Raw genomic sequence first — 21,237 nt, 5'->3', positions numbered from 1 at the left:
TTCTGCTGCTCCAAAGATGATATTGAATCTATTATACCACATTTGTTTCAAAAATGCAATAAAAAATCCTAATATCTGCGCGATGTCATTCGGCTAAATATGTTCATTTGCGGCAGTTTTCGCCTCATGCTCACGGTATCGGGGCGTATTATGATCATAATATCATATTTCTTTCATTTTCTCTTGCGATATGTGTTTCCAAGTCAGCCAGACGTGTCGGGAGCGGGATATGGCTCTCCTTATCGGTCAGCTTCAATGCAAGAGCGCAGGCGGTGTCGAGCGATACGAAGTTCCCGATAGATATGAATATCGGCTTCACATCTTTGTGAGTCCTCAGCGCTCTGCCGTAGACCTCGCCGTCTATGACTATATCCGTGAAGCTGCCTGCTGCGTTTTCGGGTTCGGTATAATCCGTCTTTCTATCGACACGGAAATATGTCTTTGCGATGCCGATAGTAGGCTTGTTCAGATAAAAGCTCGCATGAGTTGCAATACCCATGTGCCTCGGGTGCAGATAACCATTGCCGTCAAATATGTAAATATCGGGGCTTGCTTCGAGCAGCTCCACTGTTTTCAGTATCAGCGGCAGCTCTCTGAACGCAAGGAATCCCGGCATATACGGAACTTCTATCTTGCCGCTGTAATGCTGCTTCTCAACGACTTCATGCGTATCCGAATCAATAACAACGATACAGCAGACCGCATACTCTTCGTCGTCCTTATTCCAGTACGCAAGGTCAACGCCTGCGATCAGCTTCACGCTGTCCATATCAAATTTGTCAACTGGCTCTATCTTGTCGCACAGCTCGTTCTGCTGCCGCAGGAATTCTTCCTGCATTGCTTTGGTATCCAATGTCATTCACGTCCTTTTGATTTGTCTCATAGTTATTTATTACTTCCGCTCAGCCTTCCTATACATATATCCTTCTTCATCAAATCGGATGAGCTGCTTACCGTTATTATAGCATTTTATCATTCCGTTTTCGTACCACTCATAATATATCTCAATGGTTTTTCTTTTATGATATATACTATAGCTTTTCAATTCGCCCGAAGGATAGAAATCAACTTCTACTCCCTCTTCTAATCCGTCTTGAATATACGCATAATACATCAGGCTACAGTCCTTATATAATTCATACATCAGACCGGTATAATTCATATCTTTCTCATTATCGTATATAAACCATCCGTCACAAGGATCCCACCAGAGCTCATATCCAAACTCTTTTCCGTGTTCAGTCACATATTTCCATGATAAGAATTCCAACTTTTTATGCTTGATCACATAGTCACGGGATAATTGATCCAGCCCGCTCTGAGCCATTTGCTTGGTTCTCACATATTCCGGATACTCCGGGTGAGGTTTGGTCATATTCTGCTTTGAGTGTTTCGGTTTAGGTTTTGATTGTTCTTTTTTGGGTTTTATAAAAATTTCTGCTCACCTCCAAAGGATTCTGAATCACACTTTGCCTTGCTTTACGATATTCCCTTGCTCATCAAACTCGATACGCTTATTATGGATACGATCAATAAACTTTTTAATCTTTCCATTTTCGTACCACTCATATAATTTACCTGTCAATCTTCCTTTATCATAGACACCGTATCCTTTTATCTTACCTGAAAGATAGAAGTTAACTGATACTCCGTCCAGCAAACCGTCTTTATAAAAATCATAATATCTCAGGCTAAGATTGCCATATCTTTCATATACCACGCCGCTGAACAGTCCGCTAAAACCACGTAGGTCATCTGGATATTCCATATCAGGATAGCACATATAATCTATACCTCTGGTGACCTGTTCGACTTCATCAAGGCCATAATTTTTTCCGTGTTCGATTACATAATCCCATGACAGGATCGTCAGATCTTCATGTTCGAGCACATAGTCCCGACATAATCTCTTCATCGCATCCGGGTTCAGGAATACTCTCAGTTTCTCATGCTTCATAGTTTCTCAAACCTCCTCCGAATTGTCATGAAATGCACTTGCGCACTTTGTGGTTCTTTTGTCCATCACTCATGAGATATGATCTATCCATACTGCCCCAAAATGACTTGTTTTGATGTTTCAATTATACATCAATGCGGCGGAAAATGCAAGACTGCACAGGTCCAACGATATAACAAAAAACCGTCTGTGAACCATTGCGTTCATAAACGGGCTTTTCTTAATTGACATATTAAAAAGCTCACGCAATTGCGTGAGCTTTAAATCTTGAATATGGAACGGTTTAGACCCGCTATGGAACGCGGAAAAGACTAACGCTCCACTATAAAGTGGAGCGCAAATCGGGAGCGGCAACACGCCGCATGTGTATGTGGAATGATTTAGATCCGCTATGGAACGCGGAAAAAAATTCGCGGCTCAGTAAAACTAAGCCGCGAAACTGCGTGCGCCCGCTCGGCGCTGTAAGGGTGGAGCAATCTGAACCCCATTTTATTCGCCTAAAAATAGGCAGTTTCAAAGCCGTATAATTATTCGTTATTTGATTTTGCTATGTACTTTTCAAGTACCGCTTCAAGTTTTTTGAAATTGCAGCAGCGGCGAACAAGGTCACGAGATTTATCAGGATACTTTGTAACAATATCATATGTACGATTGGCGTGAGAAAGAAGTTTATCTTCGTTTTTTTGACACCAGTCCAATTGTTTAACAAGAAGTTCCTTATATGCTTTGTTCTTTCCGTTATCACTTGTTTTTTTCTTAAATCAATGTGATAGATGACTTCCTTGTTTACAGGAAGCATATTGTTAAAATTTAATGCGCCGATTATTTTGCCCATTCCTTTTTCGTCAATAACAGTATTATCAATAATTCGCATGAAGTCAATAGTGTTTTTCTTTTTAACAAACTTAGGCTTAGGTGAGCTTAGAGGAACACAATATTCTTTACCATTTATTAATACTAAAATACCAACAAAAGGTCGCATATCTTTATTAATCTGAGGAGAAACTGACATTACATTGTCATCGACCTGAGCTAAATCTCTAACATATTTCATGTCAATTTCATATAGTTTAAGATGCTGTTTCATAAAAATAACCTCTCTATAAATAAAGGCTGTGACAAGCACAGCCTTTATCGTTCAAATAGTTCCCACTTCTACGGTAGGGTTCACCTCTTGTAAAGTTCCCACTTCTACGGTAGGGTTCACCTCTTGTAAAGTTCCCACTTACAGTAGGGTTCACTGCTTTTTACAGGAGCAAGCTCCCATATGATAAGCCGAAACTTATCTTCATATATATTATATCCTGCAAATCAGGATTTGTCAATAGCAATTTTTGAAATTGGTTCAAGTTCAGCTTTTACTTCATAACCGCCCTTAAAAGTGACGGATATTTCCTCTTTGCTGAGTATTTTAACACATTCAACGACCTTTCGCACCAAAACATCATCGTATTCTTCAAGTTCAAAAGAAGCGTTATTTATATCCGTTTCTATACTATCAACAAGCTCATTCTGCTCGGCTTCTCCCTGAGCTTTGAGTGAAAGGAGCTTCTGGCTCAACTTTTCTTCTTCGCTGTATAGACTTGCAAACTCATCGTCAAGGGAATCGGGAGCCGTAGCTCCTGTAGCTATAAGGTTTACGAAGTCATTGCGAGCTTGGTCTATGTCCTTGAGCCGCTGTTTGATCTGAGATATCTCATTGCCGATTGTTCCCGAAAGGACAGTTTCTGCTGCTGATTTCAATACCTTAGCCACATCATCGCCGCAGTTATAGAACTCATTTACAGCTCTTACAATAGCGTTATGTAGCGGCTGTTCGTCTATTGTGGGCGATTTACAGTATTTCGGACCATGTTCCAATCTTTTGATACAACGCCACACCGTCCTGTTCCTGTTATGAGAAGTCCAGCGGCAACGTCTACAAGCTGTACCGCACTCGCCGCAAATGAGAAGTTCGGTCAGGGCGTATTTACTGCTGTACTTGCTCTGTTCGGTAGGATTCTTTGTGCTTGCTGAACGCTTGGAATTACGCCGCGCGATTTCCTGCTGAACTCGGTTGAACGTGTCGCGGTCTATTATTGGAGGGTGGCAGTCGCTGACATAGTACATAGGTCTTTCGCCTTTATTCTTAGCTGTTTTATGAGTGATACAGTCAACCGTGTATGTCTTTTGGAGGAGACAATCGCCTATATACTTCTCGTTTTCAAGTATACGCTTGACCATTGAATTTACCCATAAGCCCGTTGAGCTTCTGTTAGGATAATTATGCTCATTCATATAATTGGCGATTGCCTTATGAGATTTCCCCTCAAGGAACAGTCTGAAAACTGTTTTGACCGCTTCAACTTCTTCGGAAACAATTTCGGGCTTGCCGTCCGCGCCTTTTCTGTATCCGAGCCAATGTGAGTATTGGTATCTAACCTTACCGTCCTTGAACGCCATTTGATTTCCGAGTGTTATATTTTTGCTTATGGATTCGCTCTCGGCTTGGGCGAAGCTACTGTACAAGGCGAGTATGAACTCGCTCTGTGCTGTCAGCGTATTTATATTCTCTTTCTCGAATATAACGCCTATACCGAGGCTTTTCAGAAGCCTTACATTGTCGAGGCAGTCAACAGTATTTCTTGAAAAGCGGCTTGTGGATTTACATAGGATAAGGTCTATCTTCTTCTTTTTGCACATTCTTATCATGCGGTTGAATTCCGTCCTGTTCTTGGTCTGAGTGCCGCTTATGCCCTCGTCAGCGAATATGCCTGCAAACGACCATTCAGGATTGGAGCTGATGTAGCTTGTGTAATACTCGATTTGGACCTGATAGCTGTTCTGCTGTTCCTCTTGCTCGGTACTGACGCGGCAGTACGCAGCAACATTCAGCCGCTTACACTGATTATTACTGTCAACAGCCTGCGGCTTCGCAGGGATTATCCTTACATTAGCTGCCTTTCTGAGCTATATCCGCTTTCGTGACCTTTATAACGTTTACAGCGTTCTCTTCACTTGAATTCGTAGAATTCACCGTGAACGGTACAGGAGTGCTGTCGAGTACATATCCCACGGGAGCCTGCACTTCAACAAGCGTATATTCGCCGTATCTGAGGCTGTCGGGTGTTATGAGGAAGCCTTCGCTGTTGGTGTAATATGTGTCCGTGCCGAGATTTACGAGCTCGCCCTTGCTGTCATATATCTGGAATCCTGCGCCCTCATAGGGTATTACCTTGCTCGTTTCGGCATCGATCTTTGTAACATGGATATAAGATTTGAAGGGCTTGTCGTTGAGCACGTATTCGTAGGTCTTGCCGTTTTCAGCTATATTTACGTCAAAATCTGCTACAGGCTCGGAATCGTCGACGCTCCTGAGCTGATGAACGGTATATATGCCGTAAGGCATATCTTTGGTCTGAGCGAAGCCGTTTTCATCAGTAGTGAGATAGTCACGCTCCGTTTCCTTTGCCTTGTCGTAGCTCCCTGCTGATTTGAGATATACCTCAAACTCAGCTCCTGCCTCAAGGTTTTCGACTGTATTATCCTCATCGTCGCTGTGCTTGATCATAGATGCCGTCAGAAACGGCTCACAAATCGCTGATAGGTTTTCTATCACTTGGTTTTCGAGGAAACAAAAAAGGACTCGATTCCAGTGTTTTCACATTTCGTGAAAACCACTAAAACCGAGTCCGAAACTTTGTATACTATTTTGGGGCAACAAAATCGAGATTTGCCTGTATTTCGACCTTTGGAGAGGGCTGAATTCTCACTTTTGAGAGTTCAAATCCTTACACATGGCTAAAACAGCTCAATGTCATCTATGAAAATCAAAGTAAATTTTTCGAGATTTGGGTAGCAAAAAAGCCCGATATTTCGGGCTTTTTTGACTATGTCATCAATTTAGTCATGACGATATGGTTGGGGTGGAAGGATTTGAACCCTCGAAATAACGGAGTCAGAGTCCGCTGCCTTACCACTTGGCGACACCCCAATGTACTGATTGATTCAGCTTTATTATTATACCACTCCGCTATTAAAAAGTCAAGCTTTTCTATTAATTTTTATATTTTAACTTGTGGTGGTATGGAGTGGTCTTCCGCAAATCCGCAAATAAAAGCCCGACATAAGCGCCTTACCCGTGCTGTCTACCTTAGCGGAAAGGCAGGCTGCCGAGCCATGAACTTACGTTCAAATTCGGTAACCTGCGAATCCGTCGGGGAAGCGCCCCTTATGCCGAGCCTTTCCTTATCCGTTCATTTTGCGGTAGCGTGCCATGAGTGACATCAGGTCATATTTGCACATTTCAGGTTTTGTCTCCATAAGCTTCTGCTGAGTCACTATGCAGGGATTGCGGCGGAATTTATCGCTGCGCTCGCCTGCCCGCCAGCCTATCGAAGCCATATAGCAGCACCAGCGCCTATGCTCGAGAGCCGCAAGCTCATACGCGAAACTATCTTGTTTAAGCGTGTCGAGCAGCTCCTCCTCAGAGCCGCGCATCTGCCACGCAGAGCCCGTATACCGCATGAGCGAGCCGTCTCTGCCGAGGAGTTCCTCGAGCTTGTCGGCAAGCTGTGTTCCGCTCTCCTCCGCGAGCTTGGGGATTATATCGTCCTTGACCTCGTCATGGTATGCAGCCGCTTTGCTCGACGAGCGTCGGAACAGCCGCAGACGGTTCCACTCCTGCTCGGGGTCGGCGTCGGAGTTGGTCTCCGCGCCCGCTTCATCGGCGGTCACGAGGGCGATATTGTTGTAGAAGTGGTTGTACTCCTTGGCGCTGCGGTCTATCGCGCGGTTGATTATCATATCAAGTGTGATGACAACGCTTCTGTCGTCGATGAGGCTTACGTCCGCGAGAGCACTGTTTTCCGCGGAGATATAGCCTGCAAGACGACGGTCGGTGTCCATTCTCATCAGTATCGGAGCCTTCAGGCTGCTCTCGGAAAAGAGCTCCTCGAGCTGCATCGCGCAGTTGACTGCAAGGTCGATATTCTCAAGTGCAATGACTGCATATGTATACGGGTCTGAGCCGAGTTTTCCGCGTATCATATCGTAGAAGGTGTTATGAGCGACGTTCAGCTCGTTGAAGTTTATCTCCAGCAAGCCGTCGGCTGCCTCACTTTTCAGCCTTGCCCTGTTGTCACTGATATCGAAGGTCTCGGGGCTGAACTGATTGAGGAACACCGCCTTCTTCGCACGTACATTGGTGTCGAAAACGTCGATTACTATGCTGTTGCTCTCGTGGACGATACCGAGGTTCATCGCCTGCAATACTGCCTGCTGTCCGAGCTGACCGAAGCCCGCAACGAGCAGGTGGACATTCCACTCGCCGAGGGGCTTGTCCGTGCCCTTGTACACCATGTGGAGCGGGTGGTCGGAGTACATCTTGTGTATCTGCATTTCGGGCAGTCCCACAAGCTCGAGGTCGAAGCAGGCGTCGGTCCCCGCGGCGCTGTTGTAATACTCCGCGATAAGGCGCCCTATGCCCTCCTCCTCGCATCTGCATGACACTTTTGCTCCCACCGCGAGACGTATCCTGTCAGGGTCATCATCCTCATTGAGGCGGAAGAGCTGGAGCAGCGAGAAATTGCGTATCGACGAGCTCTCGAAGAGTATGATGTTCGACGCTTCCTCGATGTGTGTCTTGGCAAGCAGCGCAGGAAGCTCCGTCTCCTTTGCCTTGAGCACGTCCGCATTGTGTATCACATAGCCCGACTTGTTCAGACGGTAGACCTCCTCGCTGTCTATGCTGTCGGCAGTCACGACGTGTACGCATACCTTCTTCGGGTCTGAGCTGTTGTTTTTGAGCATGGAGCGAACGTCTTCGTTATATCCGAAAACGACGATATGCTTGCATTTCCTGCTCCTGCGGAAGAAGATGATGAACCGCAGTATTCGCTCGAGGAACTTGTATATGAAGGATATCGTGCAGTACGGAGCTGTGAACACAGCTACACAGTAGGCGTAGCCTATACCCTTTTTGAGCGGGGCGGGGTCATTCCTGATGAAGGCGACCGTATCCTTTATCGTCACCGACGCCTTGAAGCCGAAAGCGTTGATACTGTTCTGGAGCACGAGCAGATACTTGAAGAACGGCTCATAATCATTGTAGTATATGAGCCCCTGCGCGGTCGCTATCAGGAACGACAGCACCGCAAGCAGGAATATCAGCCGCGTTGTTCTCTTGCGGCTCTTGTTATTGTTCATTTGTCCGTCCTTTCACCGAGTGCCGTGAGATATTCATTCGCGGCGTCAAGGAGCTGCTGAGTGGAGTATATGGGGAAACTGCCTATCTTGTTGCGGTCGCCGTCCGCGATGAAGACGATGTTTTTTTCGGCGGGAGCTCCCGCGAAGCCGTCTACTCTGTAGCGGACCGTGAATCTGCTCTTGTCGAGCAGCCAAGCCTCTGAGCCGTCCCATACGACGAATGCGCTCATATTGTCCGCTGAAGGCTTTATCTCGAGCTTTGCTGCCGCAGAGCTGTCGGACTCGCGAATATCGTTATCAAAGTCGTCAGCGAAATCGAGGCGGCAGCTCCTGCCTGTAAAGCCGTCAGCCGTCATCTCGTAAATGCTCGAATCACGGCAGAGCACCGCAAAACTGCCGTCGCCGAGCGGCACTGCGGAGACAGGCTCCTGACTTGTGCCGACAAGTGATATCGTGTTCAGTTCCTTGCCCGTACCGATATCAAACAGCGATACAGTGCGGTTGTTGAAGAATACGCCGACTGTGTTCTCGTCCTGCCAGAAGATACGCTGAACCTCGAGCCTCTCGTCTGCGGAGAAGTCGAAGTCGAGCAGCTTCTCGCTCCCGCTGTCAAAATCGAATACGACAAGCGCTTTCTTGTCCTCTTCCTTGAGCTGTGCATATATCACTGCCTTAGTGCCCATAGGCGCAAACGTGCTGTTTATAACTTCCCTGCCTGTTCCGACCGAATCTGCCTCGGTATTCCCCCATTCGACATACTTGCCATCAGCGGTCATATACACGAGGTTGCGCTCAGAGTCGGCGAGGTAGTACACTCCGTCATCCGATTCCGTAAACTTCATATTCGTGCGGTTAGACTTGGGTGCTTCGGGAACAGTTTGTGCCTGAAGACTGACTGCGTCTACGATGAGAGTCTCCTCGCCGTTGTAATTGCCGTCCTTATTGGCGTTGACGACGAGGGTGTCCTTGCCGATGAAGGCGGCGCTGTTGATATCGTAGCCTGACATTGCCGTTACTTCGCTGAGTTTGCCGCCCGATGTCTCGTAGATGAACAGGTGATTGGTGATACTGTCGGTGTTTCCGTCGTATGTGCCGTTCGGGAAGTAAGAAGCCGATACCGCTGCATATTCACCCGAGTCGGACACGGCAAGCACCTTGCGGTTGTACATATACTCGCCCGCGTCGATATCGGTGAAATGGCGGTTCTGCTTCACGTACTGGATATATGCAGTGTTGGAGTAGTTGTCCGCGGTGACATATCTGTCGCGGCTGTAGCTGCAAAGCGAGAGCGCCGTGTTCATGGTCTGGACCCTGTACGCAGCGTTGTCGGAGGGATTGCCCGTAGTGTAGTGACCGAGAGCTACCACGTACTCTGCGCCCTCCCTGACAGTGAACATGACCAGTCCGCTGCGGGTGAACGACACGTCGATGACCTCGCCGTCGAGGGGGATGTTGCTGATGATATCGCCGTTCTCATAGTCGATGAAGGAGAGCGTGCGCTTGGTCATCACGGCGAGGACGTCGTGCTTATAGCCCGAATCTTCGGCAGGCATGAGGAAAGATACTCCGCCGTTGTGGTAGTTTATCGGGAGCTCGGAGGTCCACTTCGCCTTTAAGTCCTTGTCACAGCGCGAAAATACGGTCGAGGTGTCGAACGCAAGGATACTGCACGAAGTCACGAGCGCGTCGCCGTCCACGAACTGCAAGTCCACATTCTGGATGCCGCCGTTGTACTGGTTGGCTATCTCGAGCTCCTCGCTGAGCTCTATATCGCTGCCGTCTATCTTGTACGCCCTCAACACGCTGTCGGTATCGCTGTATACGTAGACAACTCCGTCGCGCACGGTATATATCTGGGGTTTCATTAAAATACCAACGGTCGGATCCAGAGCTTCGTTCATCTTCACTTCATTGGTTATTGTGCCCGTTTCACGGTCTATCAGCTCAAGATATATATTGTTGCCTGGGAAGGACACGCCGCTCGGCATAACGTTCTTGTCCTGATACAGACGGAGAACGTACTTCTCGTCGTAGATGACATCGTAGTAGGTGTTCGCCTTCTCTGAGGCCGCCGCCTTCCACTTTATCTCGCCCGTTGCTCCATCTAAGCGCCATACGGTGTTGTCGGAGTTGCAGACGTAGACATCGCCGCCTGTACCCGGCTCGTCTTCATCTACACTGTGAACGTAGTCCGGATATATCCTGCCGAAAACAGAGCTGTTCTCGTAGCTTATACTGCTCGGAGAGGACGTTGAATCAAAATAAGTGCCTGTCTTGTCGCGGCTGACGTCGAAATATGCCGTGAGCTTGTTCGAGCTTCCGCCCGACTCGGAGGCAAATTCATTGTCGGAAGCCGATATCTTCTTTATCAGCGAGCCGTTTTCGGGGTCCCAGAAGTAAATGCCTGTAGCGTCCTGTGTGACTATTGACTTGCCGCCGCCCATGAAGGAGAGCTGCTCGACTGCGCTGTCGTGTCTGAGGGCGAGCTGCGGCACAAGACGGCTGTGCGTGAACATTCCGAGCTCGCGCGAAAGAGCGTACTCCGCCTCGGGAAGAATGGGCTTGTTCTCGCTGTCTGCGGGCAGGGCTTCGACTGCCTTCTTTATCGCGGGGATAAGTTCATTCTCCTTGAAGAGGTTCTCGGACTCGACTGCAAGGTGCCCCGCATTTTCGACAAGGAGCTCGCTGTTTTTGAGCTCTATCTGCTCGTTCTGCTCCTTGATGCGGCTGTTCTGCTTCTTTATCTGCACATTCTTGCCGCTTATCGTCACCGCTGAGGCAACGCTGATTATCGTGATGAGCGAGAGTATGCCCGATACTCCGCCGAATATGCGCCTCCTGCGGGCTGCCTCGCGGCGCTTCTCGCGCTGGAACAGGTCGTTGAAGTCGCAGCCGAGAAGCGGAGCGGCTATGCGGAGATACTCGGTGTTAAGCTTCTTCATCGACTCCTTTAGCGTGTCAGCCTTGATATTCGCCGCGAGAGGCTCTACCTCGACCTTTACCTTGACCTCCTCGCCCTTTTCGTTGGTGGTGGTCATCTCGGTGTAGGTGAGCTCCTCGGGGAAGGATTCCTGAGGCTCGCCGCTGACAAGCAGTGTGATGATGTTCTGATTCGTGTTGCCGTGAAGCTCGCGGAATCGAGTCAGCTCCTGCATACACCACTTGGATTCGGTGTATTTCGGCGAGCATATCACGATGAGATACTCAGAGGTCTCTATCGCGTTCTTGATGTCCTCGCTGAGGTCGCTGCTGGACTGGAGCTCCGACACATCTCGGAAAATGCGCCAGTTTTCCTTGGTCTTGCCGAGGTTTTTCGGCGGCTTATAGCCCTCGAGGAGCTTCTGTAGACGCTCCGCCGCCTGCATATCGGGTTCGAGGTGGCGGTAGCTGATAAAGGCTTTGTATTTGTATTCCATATCCTATCTCCTTGCATAATAAACATACACAGATATTTTACCATATTTCGCGTTGGAATGCAAGGGCTTGGGTCAGCGAAAAACTTCATAAAAAAAAAGGAACGCCGAAGCGTTCCTTTTAATTTGTATCAATTAGCCCTGAAGAGCATCGATCTTAGCCGATGTTGTCGGGAAGTCAGCCTGCTTGATGAGGCTTGCATCCATCATCTGGATAGCAAGAGCATCCTTAGCTGTTACGCCTTCGCCGTTGTCAACAACGTCTGCGTTGATCTTACCCTGCGGCTTGAGAGCGTACTTGTCGCCGTTAGCGATAGACTGGAGGATAGCTGTTGCGTCAGCAACTGTTACCTTACCGTCAACGTTAGCATCGCCCCAGAGTGTATCTGTTGTGCCTGTTGTTGTGCCTGTAGTTGTTGTGCTCGAAGAAACGGGCTCGTCACCGTTGATGGGTGTTACATCAGGATAGAGGAGAGCCATTGTACCTGTTGTCATAAGAGCATCGCCTGCGTGCCAGAATCTGTGGAGGGTGTAGTTATAGCCGTCCATCAGGTCTTCCTTGGTCTTGCCGGCAGCCTTGTTCTTATCGTAAACAGCCTTAGCATCCTTATACATATCAACGTTAGCGTAGGTCTCACGGATATCGGAGAATGTTACGCCGGGCTTGAGGGGTGAACCATCAGGCATCTTGCCGTCGAATCCGTCAGGAATGAATACTTCCTGCTCGAATACACGGTAGAGTGAACCGTTGTGCTCCTCATAAGCGATACCGATATCGTCACGAGCTGTGTTCCACTGAGCGCTCATGAGCTTGTTAGCAAGACGGAGACCCTGAGCAGCGAGCTCGGAGTTGTCGTCTGTCTGAGCAGCAGAAGCGGGAACCTTATTAGCAGCAGCGAAGTAGATGAGTGTATTACAGAGTGAGGATACGCATCCAACGTCGCTCTGGCCGTAGGATGTGATCGTACATGTAAGACCGTCGTTAGCCTTGGGATCGTATGTCTTGTTCCATGTAGCGGGCTTACCGTTCCAGTCGAGGTTGGAAGGAATAGCGTATGCCATGATGTTTCCGTCCTCGTCAGCCTTATCGAACTCTGTATGCTCAACGAACCAGCCAACCCATCTTGTGAGGAGAGTCTCGAGAGCCTCTTCAAGTGAGAGACCGCCGAACTTCTCGCCGCCTGTGAGGTCGCCGTTTGTCTTTACATAGTAGTAAAGCTCTGCGAGACGCTGAGTAGACCATACCTGGTTACCGATCCAGTGGTTTGAACCAGGGTCAGCATAAACAGGATGCTCAACGTAGCACATATCGTAGAAGAGCGGGTCGCTTGAATCGTACTTCTTGTACTGACCGCCCTTAGAGTTTGTACAACCGCCTGCGAAGGGGCCGTCCTTGGACTGGAGCCAGAGGTAGAATTCGATCTGTCTCTTGAAGGACTCCTTGTAGTCTTCAACAGCATAGTCAGCCTTCATTGCCTTGCTCATTACGGGATCGTAAGCGAGAGCGTAAGCAGCGAGAGGATTCTGATAGAACTGATGTGAGTGCGAGCAGCCGATCTGGAATGCCCAGTCGTAGTTTCCGCTCGGATTGTTCTCAGCATACCAGGGGAATGTTGATCCGCCCCAAGCTGTATACCAAGCCATGAGGAAGTGCTGAGACTTGATAGCTTCGTGTGAAGCTGTAGCCTCATCAGACTTAGCGTCGATGCTCTGGCAGCCGATAGCCTTATAGTACTTATCAAACATATCGTTACGGCACTGGTCACCCATCTTAGCTGCGAGGCCTGAGATCTCACCGCAGTCAAGGCCGTTCATGCTTGCGAAGTAGATAGCCTGGATAGCACGATCCTCGGCATCAGGAGCGTTTGTGAAGCTGTACTGAGGAGCGATAGCGCCTTCCTTCTGCCAGCCGTTAATAACTGCCTTGATACCTGTCATCTTGTAGTGGGGATCGCTTACGGACATACCGTACTTGAGCTCTTCGATACAGCCCTGAGGAACTGTCTCGAAGCAGGACTCCTGCTCACCACGCTGGAATGTATTGATGAATGTGAACTTACCGCTGCCGCCGCCGAAGCCATACCAGTCTTCAACGTCTGCGAGCCAGTGCATGAGGTAGTAACCTTCATCGCTGCCGTAAGCGGACTTGAAGTCCTTGAAGATCGGGTTGTATGCGTCAACGCCGTTCTGCTTTGCAGGATATCCCGAAGGCTCGGGCTCTTCTGTTGTTGTATCAGCCTTAACCTTCTCGAGCTTCCAGAGTGAGCCGTAGTCGATCTCGCCCTTTTCGCCCTGATATGCATTTTCGGACCAGCCGGGGATGAGAGCCTCGAGAGTCTTCCAGCCCTTCTGGAGGTCGCCGGTCGAGCCGTCTATGTAGCCCTTCTTAGCGAGTACATCGTGCATTGCTGTTACCCATGCCATGTAGGACATAGCCTCAGATGTTGTCTCGTGGCCGTAGTCAGGAGCCTCAACACAGAGCTTCTCTACAGCGTGGTAAGGAATGCCGAAGGAACCCGAACCGTTGTTGTTCTTGCTGAGATAGCCGTTCTTCTCACCGTTGGTGATAACGTCGTCATACATAGACTTGAACATCTTAGCATAGGACTCGTTAGCGCCGCCCTCAGATGCATACTCATTAGCAGCTGAAGAGATAGCAGGCACGATAGCTGAAGCGGACATTGCAGCAGCAAGTACGCCGGCACAGAGTGCCTTGTTCTTTTTGCTTATCATTGTTTTTTAACCCCTCTCATAAAATATTGGTTTAAAAATGGATAAAAGCCTTCCCTTTCCTCTCAGGAAGGGAACGTATACGAAAATACTTCGTACACTGTGTGCTGCTTCACGAAGCGTACACACAATTCTCAAACTATTTTCATAATAATTATATTCCACTTTTGGGGGCGTGTCAACAGTTTGAATTGTTTTCACATTTTGCCCTTCGCTTTTTTGTTGCAATGCACACATCGGCAAAGTCTTTTTTGTACATTTTGCCTACCCGTCCAAAACATCAAAAACCGCGTATATTAATCAATAATTAATAAAACAATTATTTTTATAATAAGCCGTATTTACTGGATTCTACGCCGAATCCCCCGTCCGCAGATGTGCCCGATTTAACGATTTGTTCATAAATTATTCACGTGCTTTACACACTATTCTGCAATAATAAGCAGGTATGATGTGACAGTGTGCCTTGCCACCTGCCGTGCCAAGGCGGGACGTCAGCCAAAAGCCTATCTTCCAAGGCTGACGGCTTATACTATATTATAGAAAGGAGCACCTCATGATAACTATCGAAAAACTTACAAAGTATTACGGTACCAACCGTGCCGTGAACAATATCAGCTTTACGATAAACGACAATGAGATACTCGGCTTCCTCGGCCCCAACGGCGCGGGAAAGTCCACGACCATGAATATGATAGCGGGATATCTGCCCATGTCTGCGGGCAGAGTCACCATTTACGGCAGCGATATCTCCAAGGAGCCCGTCGCCGCTAAGAAGAATATTGGCTACCTCCCCGAGATCCCGCCCGTATACCCCGATATGCGTGTCAGGGAATACCTCTCCTTCTGCGCGGGACTGAAGCGCATTCGCTCAGCCGAGCGCAAGGACGAGATAGCCCGCGTTATGAAACTGCTGAAGATAGAGGATGTACAGGACAAGCTCATCAAGAACCTGTCCAAGGGCTATAAGCAGCGTGTCGGCTTCGCGCAGGCTCTCCTCGGCGATCCCAAGTTCCTCATTTTCGACGAGCCTACCGTCGGTCTCGACCCGAATCAGGTCATCGAGGTCAGAAATATCATCAAGGGCCTCAAAAAAGACCACTCAGTCATATTCAGCTCGCATATACTCTCGGAGGTGAGCGCTGTCTGCGACAGGGTCGTCATCATCAACAAGGGCGACATCAAGGCTGTCGACACTATCGAGAACCTCGAAAAGAAGCTCGGCGGAAGCCTGACGCTCCGCATAAAGATAAAGGGCGACCGCACAAAGACTTCCAATATCATCGAGCTCACCGACGGCGTGCAGGAGATAGCCTCCATCGACGCCGAGGGCAATGACTTCTACGCCTTCGCTGTCAAGCTCAAAGAGGGCGCGGGCGACGATGTCAAAAACAACATCATGGCAGAGCTCATTAAGCACGGCATACAGATATCCGAGATATACACCGAAAAACCCGACCTCGAGGCTGTATTCGTCGATATGATAAACCGCTCGGCGAAGAACAACGGTCTGCTCGACCTGCTCGACGAGATAGAGCCCGTCGAAGCCCCCGAGACCGAAGACGATGAAGAGTCCGCCGCGGACGAGGAAAAGGAGGACAAGGAATAATGTTTTCTGTTTATAAAAAGGAGCTCCAGTCCTTCTTCTATACGCCGTTCGCCTACGTCATCACAGCGCTGTTCATATTCCTTTTCACCTATATGTTCAACGCGGCGCTCGGTGACCTCGGACAGCCCGTTCTCCAGTTCACTTTTCCCGACATCTTCTACAATGTCATCTTCTTCTTCATCTTCCTAATACCGATACTCACCATGAGAACATTCGCGGACGAGCGCAAGTTCGGCACAGAGGTGCTGCTCATGACCTCTCCCGTCAGCGTAATACAGATAATCCTCGGAAAGTACCTCGCCAACCTCACTGTCTTCCTCTTCATGATAGCGGGCTCGGCTCTCTTCCCGATATTCACCTACTTCCACGGCACACTCATAATGAATCAGCTCATATGCGCGTATATCGGCTTCTTTGCATGGGGCGCGATGTTCATCGCCATCGGTATGCTCATCTCGAGCTTTACCGAGAACTCCATTATCGCTGCCGTTATCGGTGAGATAATCATGTTCGCATTCATGTTCATCGACGACTTCTCGCGCACAGATTTCATCATGCAGTTCCCGAAGCTCCAGTCCGTGCTCTACGCATTTGCCGCCCAGCCGAGATTCGCTTACTTCTCGCAGGGCTTCATCAGGCTCTCGGATCTCGTATTCTTCGCCTCGGCAATAATCGTATGCCTCTCATGGAACTACATCGCCATTGAGAGAAGACGCTGGAAAAGGGGGTAAGCTGAAATGGAAAAGAAAAGATCCGACTTCTCGGGCGCGTTCGCTGTTGTGCTCGCGCTGCTCATTCTGCTCATATTCGTGCCCGTGAATATGATATTCTCATTCAAGGACAAGGTCTTCGATATGACACCTACGGGAAAGTATACGCTCAATCCGATAACAAGGCAGCTCCTTGACGATACTGCCGACAAGCAGATAGACGTTTACTTCCTCTCACAGCTCAACGACTTACAGGAAGTGCCTAAGTACCTCCCCCTGTACCACACGCTCACCGAGCTTGAAAAGCGCGACAACATCACGCTCACCTGCTTCGACCCCGACAAGGACGTCGAAATGGCAGAGAGTCTCGACCCGACAGGTACTCTCAGCGTCAATCCCGCCGATATCTTCATCAAGTGCGGCGACGTCACCAAGAAGGTCTCGTTCATACGCTGCTTCCCGACCGACTCCAACAACATACTGATGTATGAGGGAGAGGAGCTCATCGCGGGCGCTATCGCGCTCTGCACGAGCGGAAGCCTCCCGACCGTTTACTTCCTCAAGGGCTACAGCAGCAAGACCCTCGATGACTATTCCAACTACGCGGACGCTATAAAAACAGATAACTACAACGTGGACGAGCTCGACCTCGCCGCCGTTGACGCCGTTCCCGACAACACGGCTATACTCTACCTCGTTGCTCCCGAGAAAGACCTCACGGACGCAGACTACAAAAAGCTCAAAGCCTATGTTGACAACGGCGGTGCTATTTCCATGATACTCCCGCCCTGCGAGACAAGCGGCAGATTCAGGAACATCGAGCAGCTGCTCGCGGTATTCCAGCTCGGTATGCACTACAACACCGTCACAGAGAAGAGCACCGCTCTTCAGGCGAACGTTGCGCTCGTAAGCAATATCCTCCCCGACGAGATGCTCTACGCTACCACCGACCAGCCCAATATCATCGCAGAGCGCGAGAAGATACTCGAACACTACATCAAGGTATCCTACCCCTACCCCAGCTCCGAAGCTACAGAAGACCTCACCACCGACCTCAACACCAAGCTTCAGGACACGGATGCGGGTATCTATGACTACGTTTCAAATACAAGAAGCTTCTTCGAGCTGACCATGTCGGGCGAGCAGATAGAGAAGTTCTCGATAATCGAGAACCGCTCGCTCTCCTCCGACCAGAGCTCATTCACCACCGTCAGCACTCCAATGGGCGGCGATAACGACACAAAGGAGGTAGCGGAAGGCCTCACAGGTGAGCCGCTCGTATTCGGCTACTACTCCTACAACAAGCAGACGGGCGCGAAGCTCTACCTCATCGGCTCCGACGACGCTATCAGCAACGACCGCATGACCTATGCGACAACAGGTACGAGAATGCTCACGCTCTTCTCGAATACATGGCTCTACAACAGTGATATCGACATGGGTATCGGTGCTAAGTCCAACTCGTACGATACTCTCGAATTCGAGGACGCCAAGGACGCCTCGCGCGCGATAAAGCTGTTCTTCATCCTCCCTGCGGTATTCCTTGCCGCGGGTCTCGCAGTATGGCTGAAAAGGAGATATGCTTAATGAAAAAAGGTATCATCGCAGTCATAAGCCTCGCAGCAGCGGCGGCTGTCTCGGCAGGCGCGTTCTTCTACGTGCAGAACTCCGATAAAAAGAACAAGGAGAACAAGGCAAAAGAACTCGCCGAGAACCAGCTCTTCGATATCGACCCCGATGCTATCGGCACGATAGAGATACAGAGCGCCGAGGGCAGCTATAAGCTCAGGCTCGATGGCGGAAAATGGGTGAATGCTCCCGATTCGGACAACACCTTCGGCGTCGAGCAGTCAAAGGCAAAGCTGATCTGTACGACTATCTGCGACCTCGAAGCCGATACCAACTACGGTGACGCAGACAAGGAGAGCAAGGAGAAATACGGTCTCGACGAGCCGTATGTGCTCACTGTCAGCGACGGCGACCGCAATTACACCCTGAACATCGGCGACGCAAGCCCCACAGGCAGCTACTACTACGCTATGGTCGAGGGCAGGGACAAGATTTACGCGGTACAGTCCGCAGAGATAAACTCCCTCATCACGACCCGCTTTGACCTCATCGACAGTAAGCTGATCCCCTACTCTGCCGAGGAAATGTCGGGCATAAGCGTCAAGCGCGACGGCAAGACCGTCTATGAGCTCACGCTCGACCCTGCAACGGGACTGTGGACTCTGCCCGAAAAATACAAGCTCCTTACGGTGAACCAGACCCGTCCCTCGACTATGGTAACGGTGCTCACACGTCTCTCGGCAGAGCAGATCCTCGAGGAGAACTGCACCGATCTCGCAAAATACGGTCTTGACAAGCCGTATGCGGAACTCACGGTAAGCGGCACCGACGGCAAGTCCCATACACTCGTTATGAGCCGCTACGGCAGGGACGCCTCCAAGATGACGCATATCCTCATCAAGGATACGGGGCTGCTCGCTCTCTACTACACGAGCGACCTCGACTTCATCGACTATGACATCTTCGATATCATCATGCAGAATGTCGAGAGCGCCAATATGTTCAACATCAGCGAATTCAGCTTCGACTGCGCCGAAGCCTCCGATACCTTCACGGTCAGCGAAGGCGCTGTCGGGGCTGAGTGCCGCGGCACTGCCATCGACCTCTCAAAGGCGGAGATAAAGAACGTCTTCACCAGCTTCTACAACAGCTTCTCCTACATCAGCATAAACGCTGCCGACATCGAAGCGGCTCCTGTGCTCGCCGACCCCGTCCTCACTGCGAGGTACGTGCTGAACAGCGGCGAGGAATCTAAGGTCGACCTCGTTTCAACGGGCGAAGGTTCGGACTGCTACGTCTTCGTAAACGGCAAGTACACGGGTACGAAAACAAGCTCGGATTTCATCTCGGGCAATGATTCGATGATGTCCGCGTATAAGACGCTGTGCGAGCTCTCGGGGCTCGAACCGAATCTGAAATAACATATCTGCCGCAGTCCCTTTTATTTCGGGACTGCGGTATTTTTTTCAGCCGAAAGCTTAAAAATTAGTTTTTCTTCTTGATTTTTGACGCCTTTTGTTTTATAATAATAGATGTATTGTTTTTTATGGAGGGTAACACTATGTCCGATGTGAAAATTGGCTTCGACAACGAAAAATATCTGAAAATGCAGTCCGAGCATATCCGCCAGCGTATCGACCAGTTCGGCGATAAGCTCTACCTCGAATTCGGCGGCAAGCTCTTCGACGACTTCCACGCATCACGCGTGCTCCCAGGCTTCAAGCCCGACAGCAAGCTGCAAATGCTGCTCCAGCTCAAGGACGAGGCTGAGATAGTGATCGTCATCAACTCCGACGACATCGAGAAGAACAAAGTGCGCGGCGACCTCGGCATCACCTACGACGTCGACGTTATCCGCCTCTACAACGTGTTCACAAAGATCGGGCTCTATGTCAGCAGCGTCGTGCTCACACGCTATGACAACCAGCCCACAGCTATCGCTTTCCAAAGCAGACTCGAAGCTCTCGGCGTAAAGGTGTACCACCACTACAGCATAAAGGGCTATCCGTCGAATCTTCAGCAGATAATCAGCGACGACGGCTACGGCAGGAACGACTACATCGAGACCACACGCCGCCTCGTTGTCATAACTGCTCCAGGACCAGGAAGCGGAAAAATGGCGACCTGCCTCTCACAGCTCTATCATGAGCACAAACGCGGCAGAAACGCAGGCTATGCTAAGTTCGAGACCTTCCCGATATGGAACCTTCCCCTCCGTCACCCCGTGAATATAGCCTACGAGGCGGCTACTGCCGACCTCAACGACGTCAACATGATAGACCCCTTCCACCTCGAAGCTTACGGCAAGACCACCGTCAACTACAACCGCGACATCGAAATATTCCCCGTTCTGAACGCTATGTTCGAGAAGATACTCGGTCAGTCGCCGTATAAGTCGCCTACGGATATGGGCGTTAATATGGCGGGCAACTGTATCGTCGACGACGAGGTGACCTGCAAGGCAGCCTGTGACGAGGTCATCCGCCGCTACTACACCGCCCTCTGCGACAGACGTAAGGGTCTCATCTCGGAGGAGGAGGTAATGAAGCTCGAGCTTCTGATGAAGCAGGCTAACGTTACCCCCGAGGACAGAAAGTGCGTTGCGGCTGCTCTCGCGAAGGAGGAGGCAACAGGTGCTCCCGCGGCGGCTATGGAGCTCCCCGACGGCACTATCCTCACAGGCAGAACGTCCGAGCTTCTCGGCGCGGTATCGGGACTTCTGCTCAACGCTCTGAAACACTTCGCAGGTCTCGACGACGAGATACTCCTCATGTCGCCCCATGTTATCGAGCCTATCATGGACCTGAAGGTCAACCACCTCGGCAACAACAACCCGAGAATACATACAGACGAGACCCTCCTCGCGCTCTCCATTTGTGCTACCACCGACGAGAACGCAGAAAAGGCGATGCAGCAGATAGAAAAGCTGCGCGGCTGCGAGGTACACTCCACCGTTATCCTCTCGCCCGTCGATGAGCGTATCTTCAAGCGCCTCGGCATAAACCTCACCTGCGAGCCTAAGTACAGCAAATAAGCCCTTCCTTCCGCAACGGAGGTATCAAC

13 protein-coding genes, 1 tRNA gene and 1 pseudogene are annotated in these 21,237 nt (G+C 49.9%); 5 read left to right on the top strand and 10 right to left on the bottom strand.

Annotated elements, in window-relative coordinates; translation table 11 throughout:
• Positions 1–154: 154 nt before the first annotated feature.
• From BMX22_RS11865 to BMX22_RS11820, 10 genes and pseudogenes are all read right to left on the bottom strand, one after another.
• Positions 155–838, bottom strand: coding sequence for an endonuclease V (locus BMX22_RS11865; RefSeq protein ID WP_318259738.1), 684 nt, complete (start codon positions 836–838; stop codon positions 155–157).
• 54 nt (positions 839–892) lie between these two features.
• Positions 893–1,342 (bottom strand): hypothetical protein, encoded by a 450-nt coding sequence (locus BMX22_RS11860; RefSeq protein ID WP_143055527.1) that lies wholly within the window; start codon positions 1,340–1,342, stop codon positions 893–895.
• 120 nt (positions 1,343–1,462) lie between these two features.
• Entirely contained in the window at positions 1,463–1,957 is a 495-nt protein-coding gene (locus BMX22_RS11855) for a toxin-antitoxin system YwqK family antitoxin (RefSeq protein WP_074742648.1), read from the bottom strand.
• Positions 1,958–2,484: 527 nt separating this feature from the next.
• Positions 2,485–3,011, bottom strand: a pseudogene (locus BMX22_RS11850) (type III toxin-antitoxin system ToxN/AbiQ family toxin).
• A 257-nt stretch (positions 3,012–3,268) separates the two neighbouring features.
• Positions 3,269–4,831 (bottom strand): recombinase family protein, encoded by a 1,563-nt coding sequence (locus BMX22_RS11845; RefSeq protein ID WP_318259737.1) that lies wholly within the window; start codon positions 4,829–4,831, stop codon positions 3,269–3,271.
• A 58-nt stretch (positions 4,832–4,889) separates the two neighbouring features.
• Positions 4,890–5,507 (bottom strand): MSCRAMM family protein, encoded by a 618-nt coding sequence (locus BMX22_RS11840; RefSeq protein WP_074742646.1) that lies wholly within the window; start codon positions 5,505–5,507, stop codon positions 4,890–4,892.
• 347 nt (positions 5,508–5,854) lie between these two features.
• Positions 5,855–5,930, bottom strand: a tRNA-Gln gene (locus BMX22_RS11835).
• A gap of 254 nt (positions 5,931–6,184) precedes the next feature.
• Positions 6,185–8,143 carry a hypothetical protein gene (locus tag BMX22_RS11830; protein WP_074742645.1) on the bottom strand — a complete coding sequence of 653 codons (1,959 nt, stop codon included), beginning with the start codon at positions 8,141–8,143 and terminating at the stop codon, positions 6,185–6,187.
• Positions 8,140–11,559 (bottom strand): toll/interleukin-1 receptor domain-containing protein, encoded by a 3,420-nt coding sequence (locus tag BMX22_RS11825; protein ID WP_074742644.1) that lies wholly within the window; start codon positions 11,557–11,559, stop codon positions 8,140–8,142. Before BMX22_RS11825 ends, BMX22_RS11830 begins: the two co-directional genes overlap by 4 nt.
• 132 nt (positions 11,560–11,691) lie before the next feature.
• On the bottom strand, positions 11,692–14,289 hold the full coding sequence (locus tag BMX22_RS11820; RefSeq protein ID WP_074742643.1) for a glycoside hydrolase family 48 protein: 2,598 nt from the start codon (positions 14,287–14,289) through the stop codon (positions 11,692–11,694).
• Between the two features lie 553 nt (positions 14,290–14,842).
• Here BMX22_RS11820 and BMX22_RS11815 point away from each other — a divergent pair.
• From BMX22_RS11815 to BMX22_RS11795, 5 genes are all read left to right on the top strand, one after another.
• A complete protein-coding gene (locus BMX22_RS11815; protein ID WP_074742642.1) occupies positions 14,843–15,895 on the top strand; it encodes an ABC transporter ATP-binding protein in 1,053 nt (350 codons plus the stop codon).
• A complete protein-coding gene (locus tag BMX22_RS11810) occupies positions 15,895–16,626 on the top strand; it encodes an ABC transporter permease (protein WP_074742641.1) in 732 nt (243 codons plus the stop codon). Before BMX22_RS11815 ends, BMX22_RS11810 begins: the two co-directional genes overlap by 1 nt.
• Before the next feature lie 6 nt (positions 16,627–16,632).
• Positions 16,633–18,192, top strand: a complete 1,560-nt coding sequence (locus BMX22_RS11805) for a Gldg family protein (RefSeq protein ID WP_074742640.1) — start codon at positions 16,633–16,635, stop codon at positions 18,190–18,192.
• The gene (locus tag BMX22_RS11800; protein WP_074742639.1) at positions 18,192–19,595 is read left to right on the top strand and encodes a DUF4340 domain-containing protein; all 1,404 of its coding nucleotides are present in this window, start codon (positions 18,192–18,194) and stop codon (positions 19,593–19,595) included. The genes BMX22_RS11805 and BMX22_RS11800 overlap by 1 nt, the downstream gene beginning before the upstream one ends.
• 140 nt (positions 19,596–19,735) lie before the next feature.
• Positions 19,736–21,208 (top strand): DUF1846 domain-containing protein, encoded by a 1,473-nt coding sequence (locus tag BMX22_RS11795; RefSeq protein WP_074742638.1) that lies wholly within the window; start codon positions 19,736–19,738, stop codon positions 21,206–21,208.
• The last annotated feature ends 29 nt before the right edge of the window (positions 21,209–21,237 follow it).

This window comes from Ruminococcus sp. YRD2003 (assembly GCA_900109435.1).
Classification (GTDB): Bacteria; Bacillota; Clostridia; order Oscillospirales; family Ruminococcaceae; genus Ruminococcus; species Ruminococcus flavefaciens_G.
Note: the sequence above shows the minus strand (reverse complement) of the source record. Positions and strands in the feature narration are given on the sequence as shown.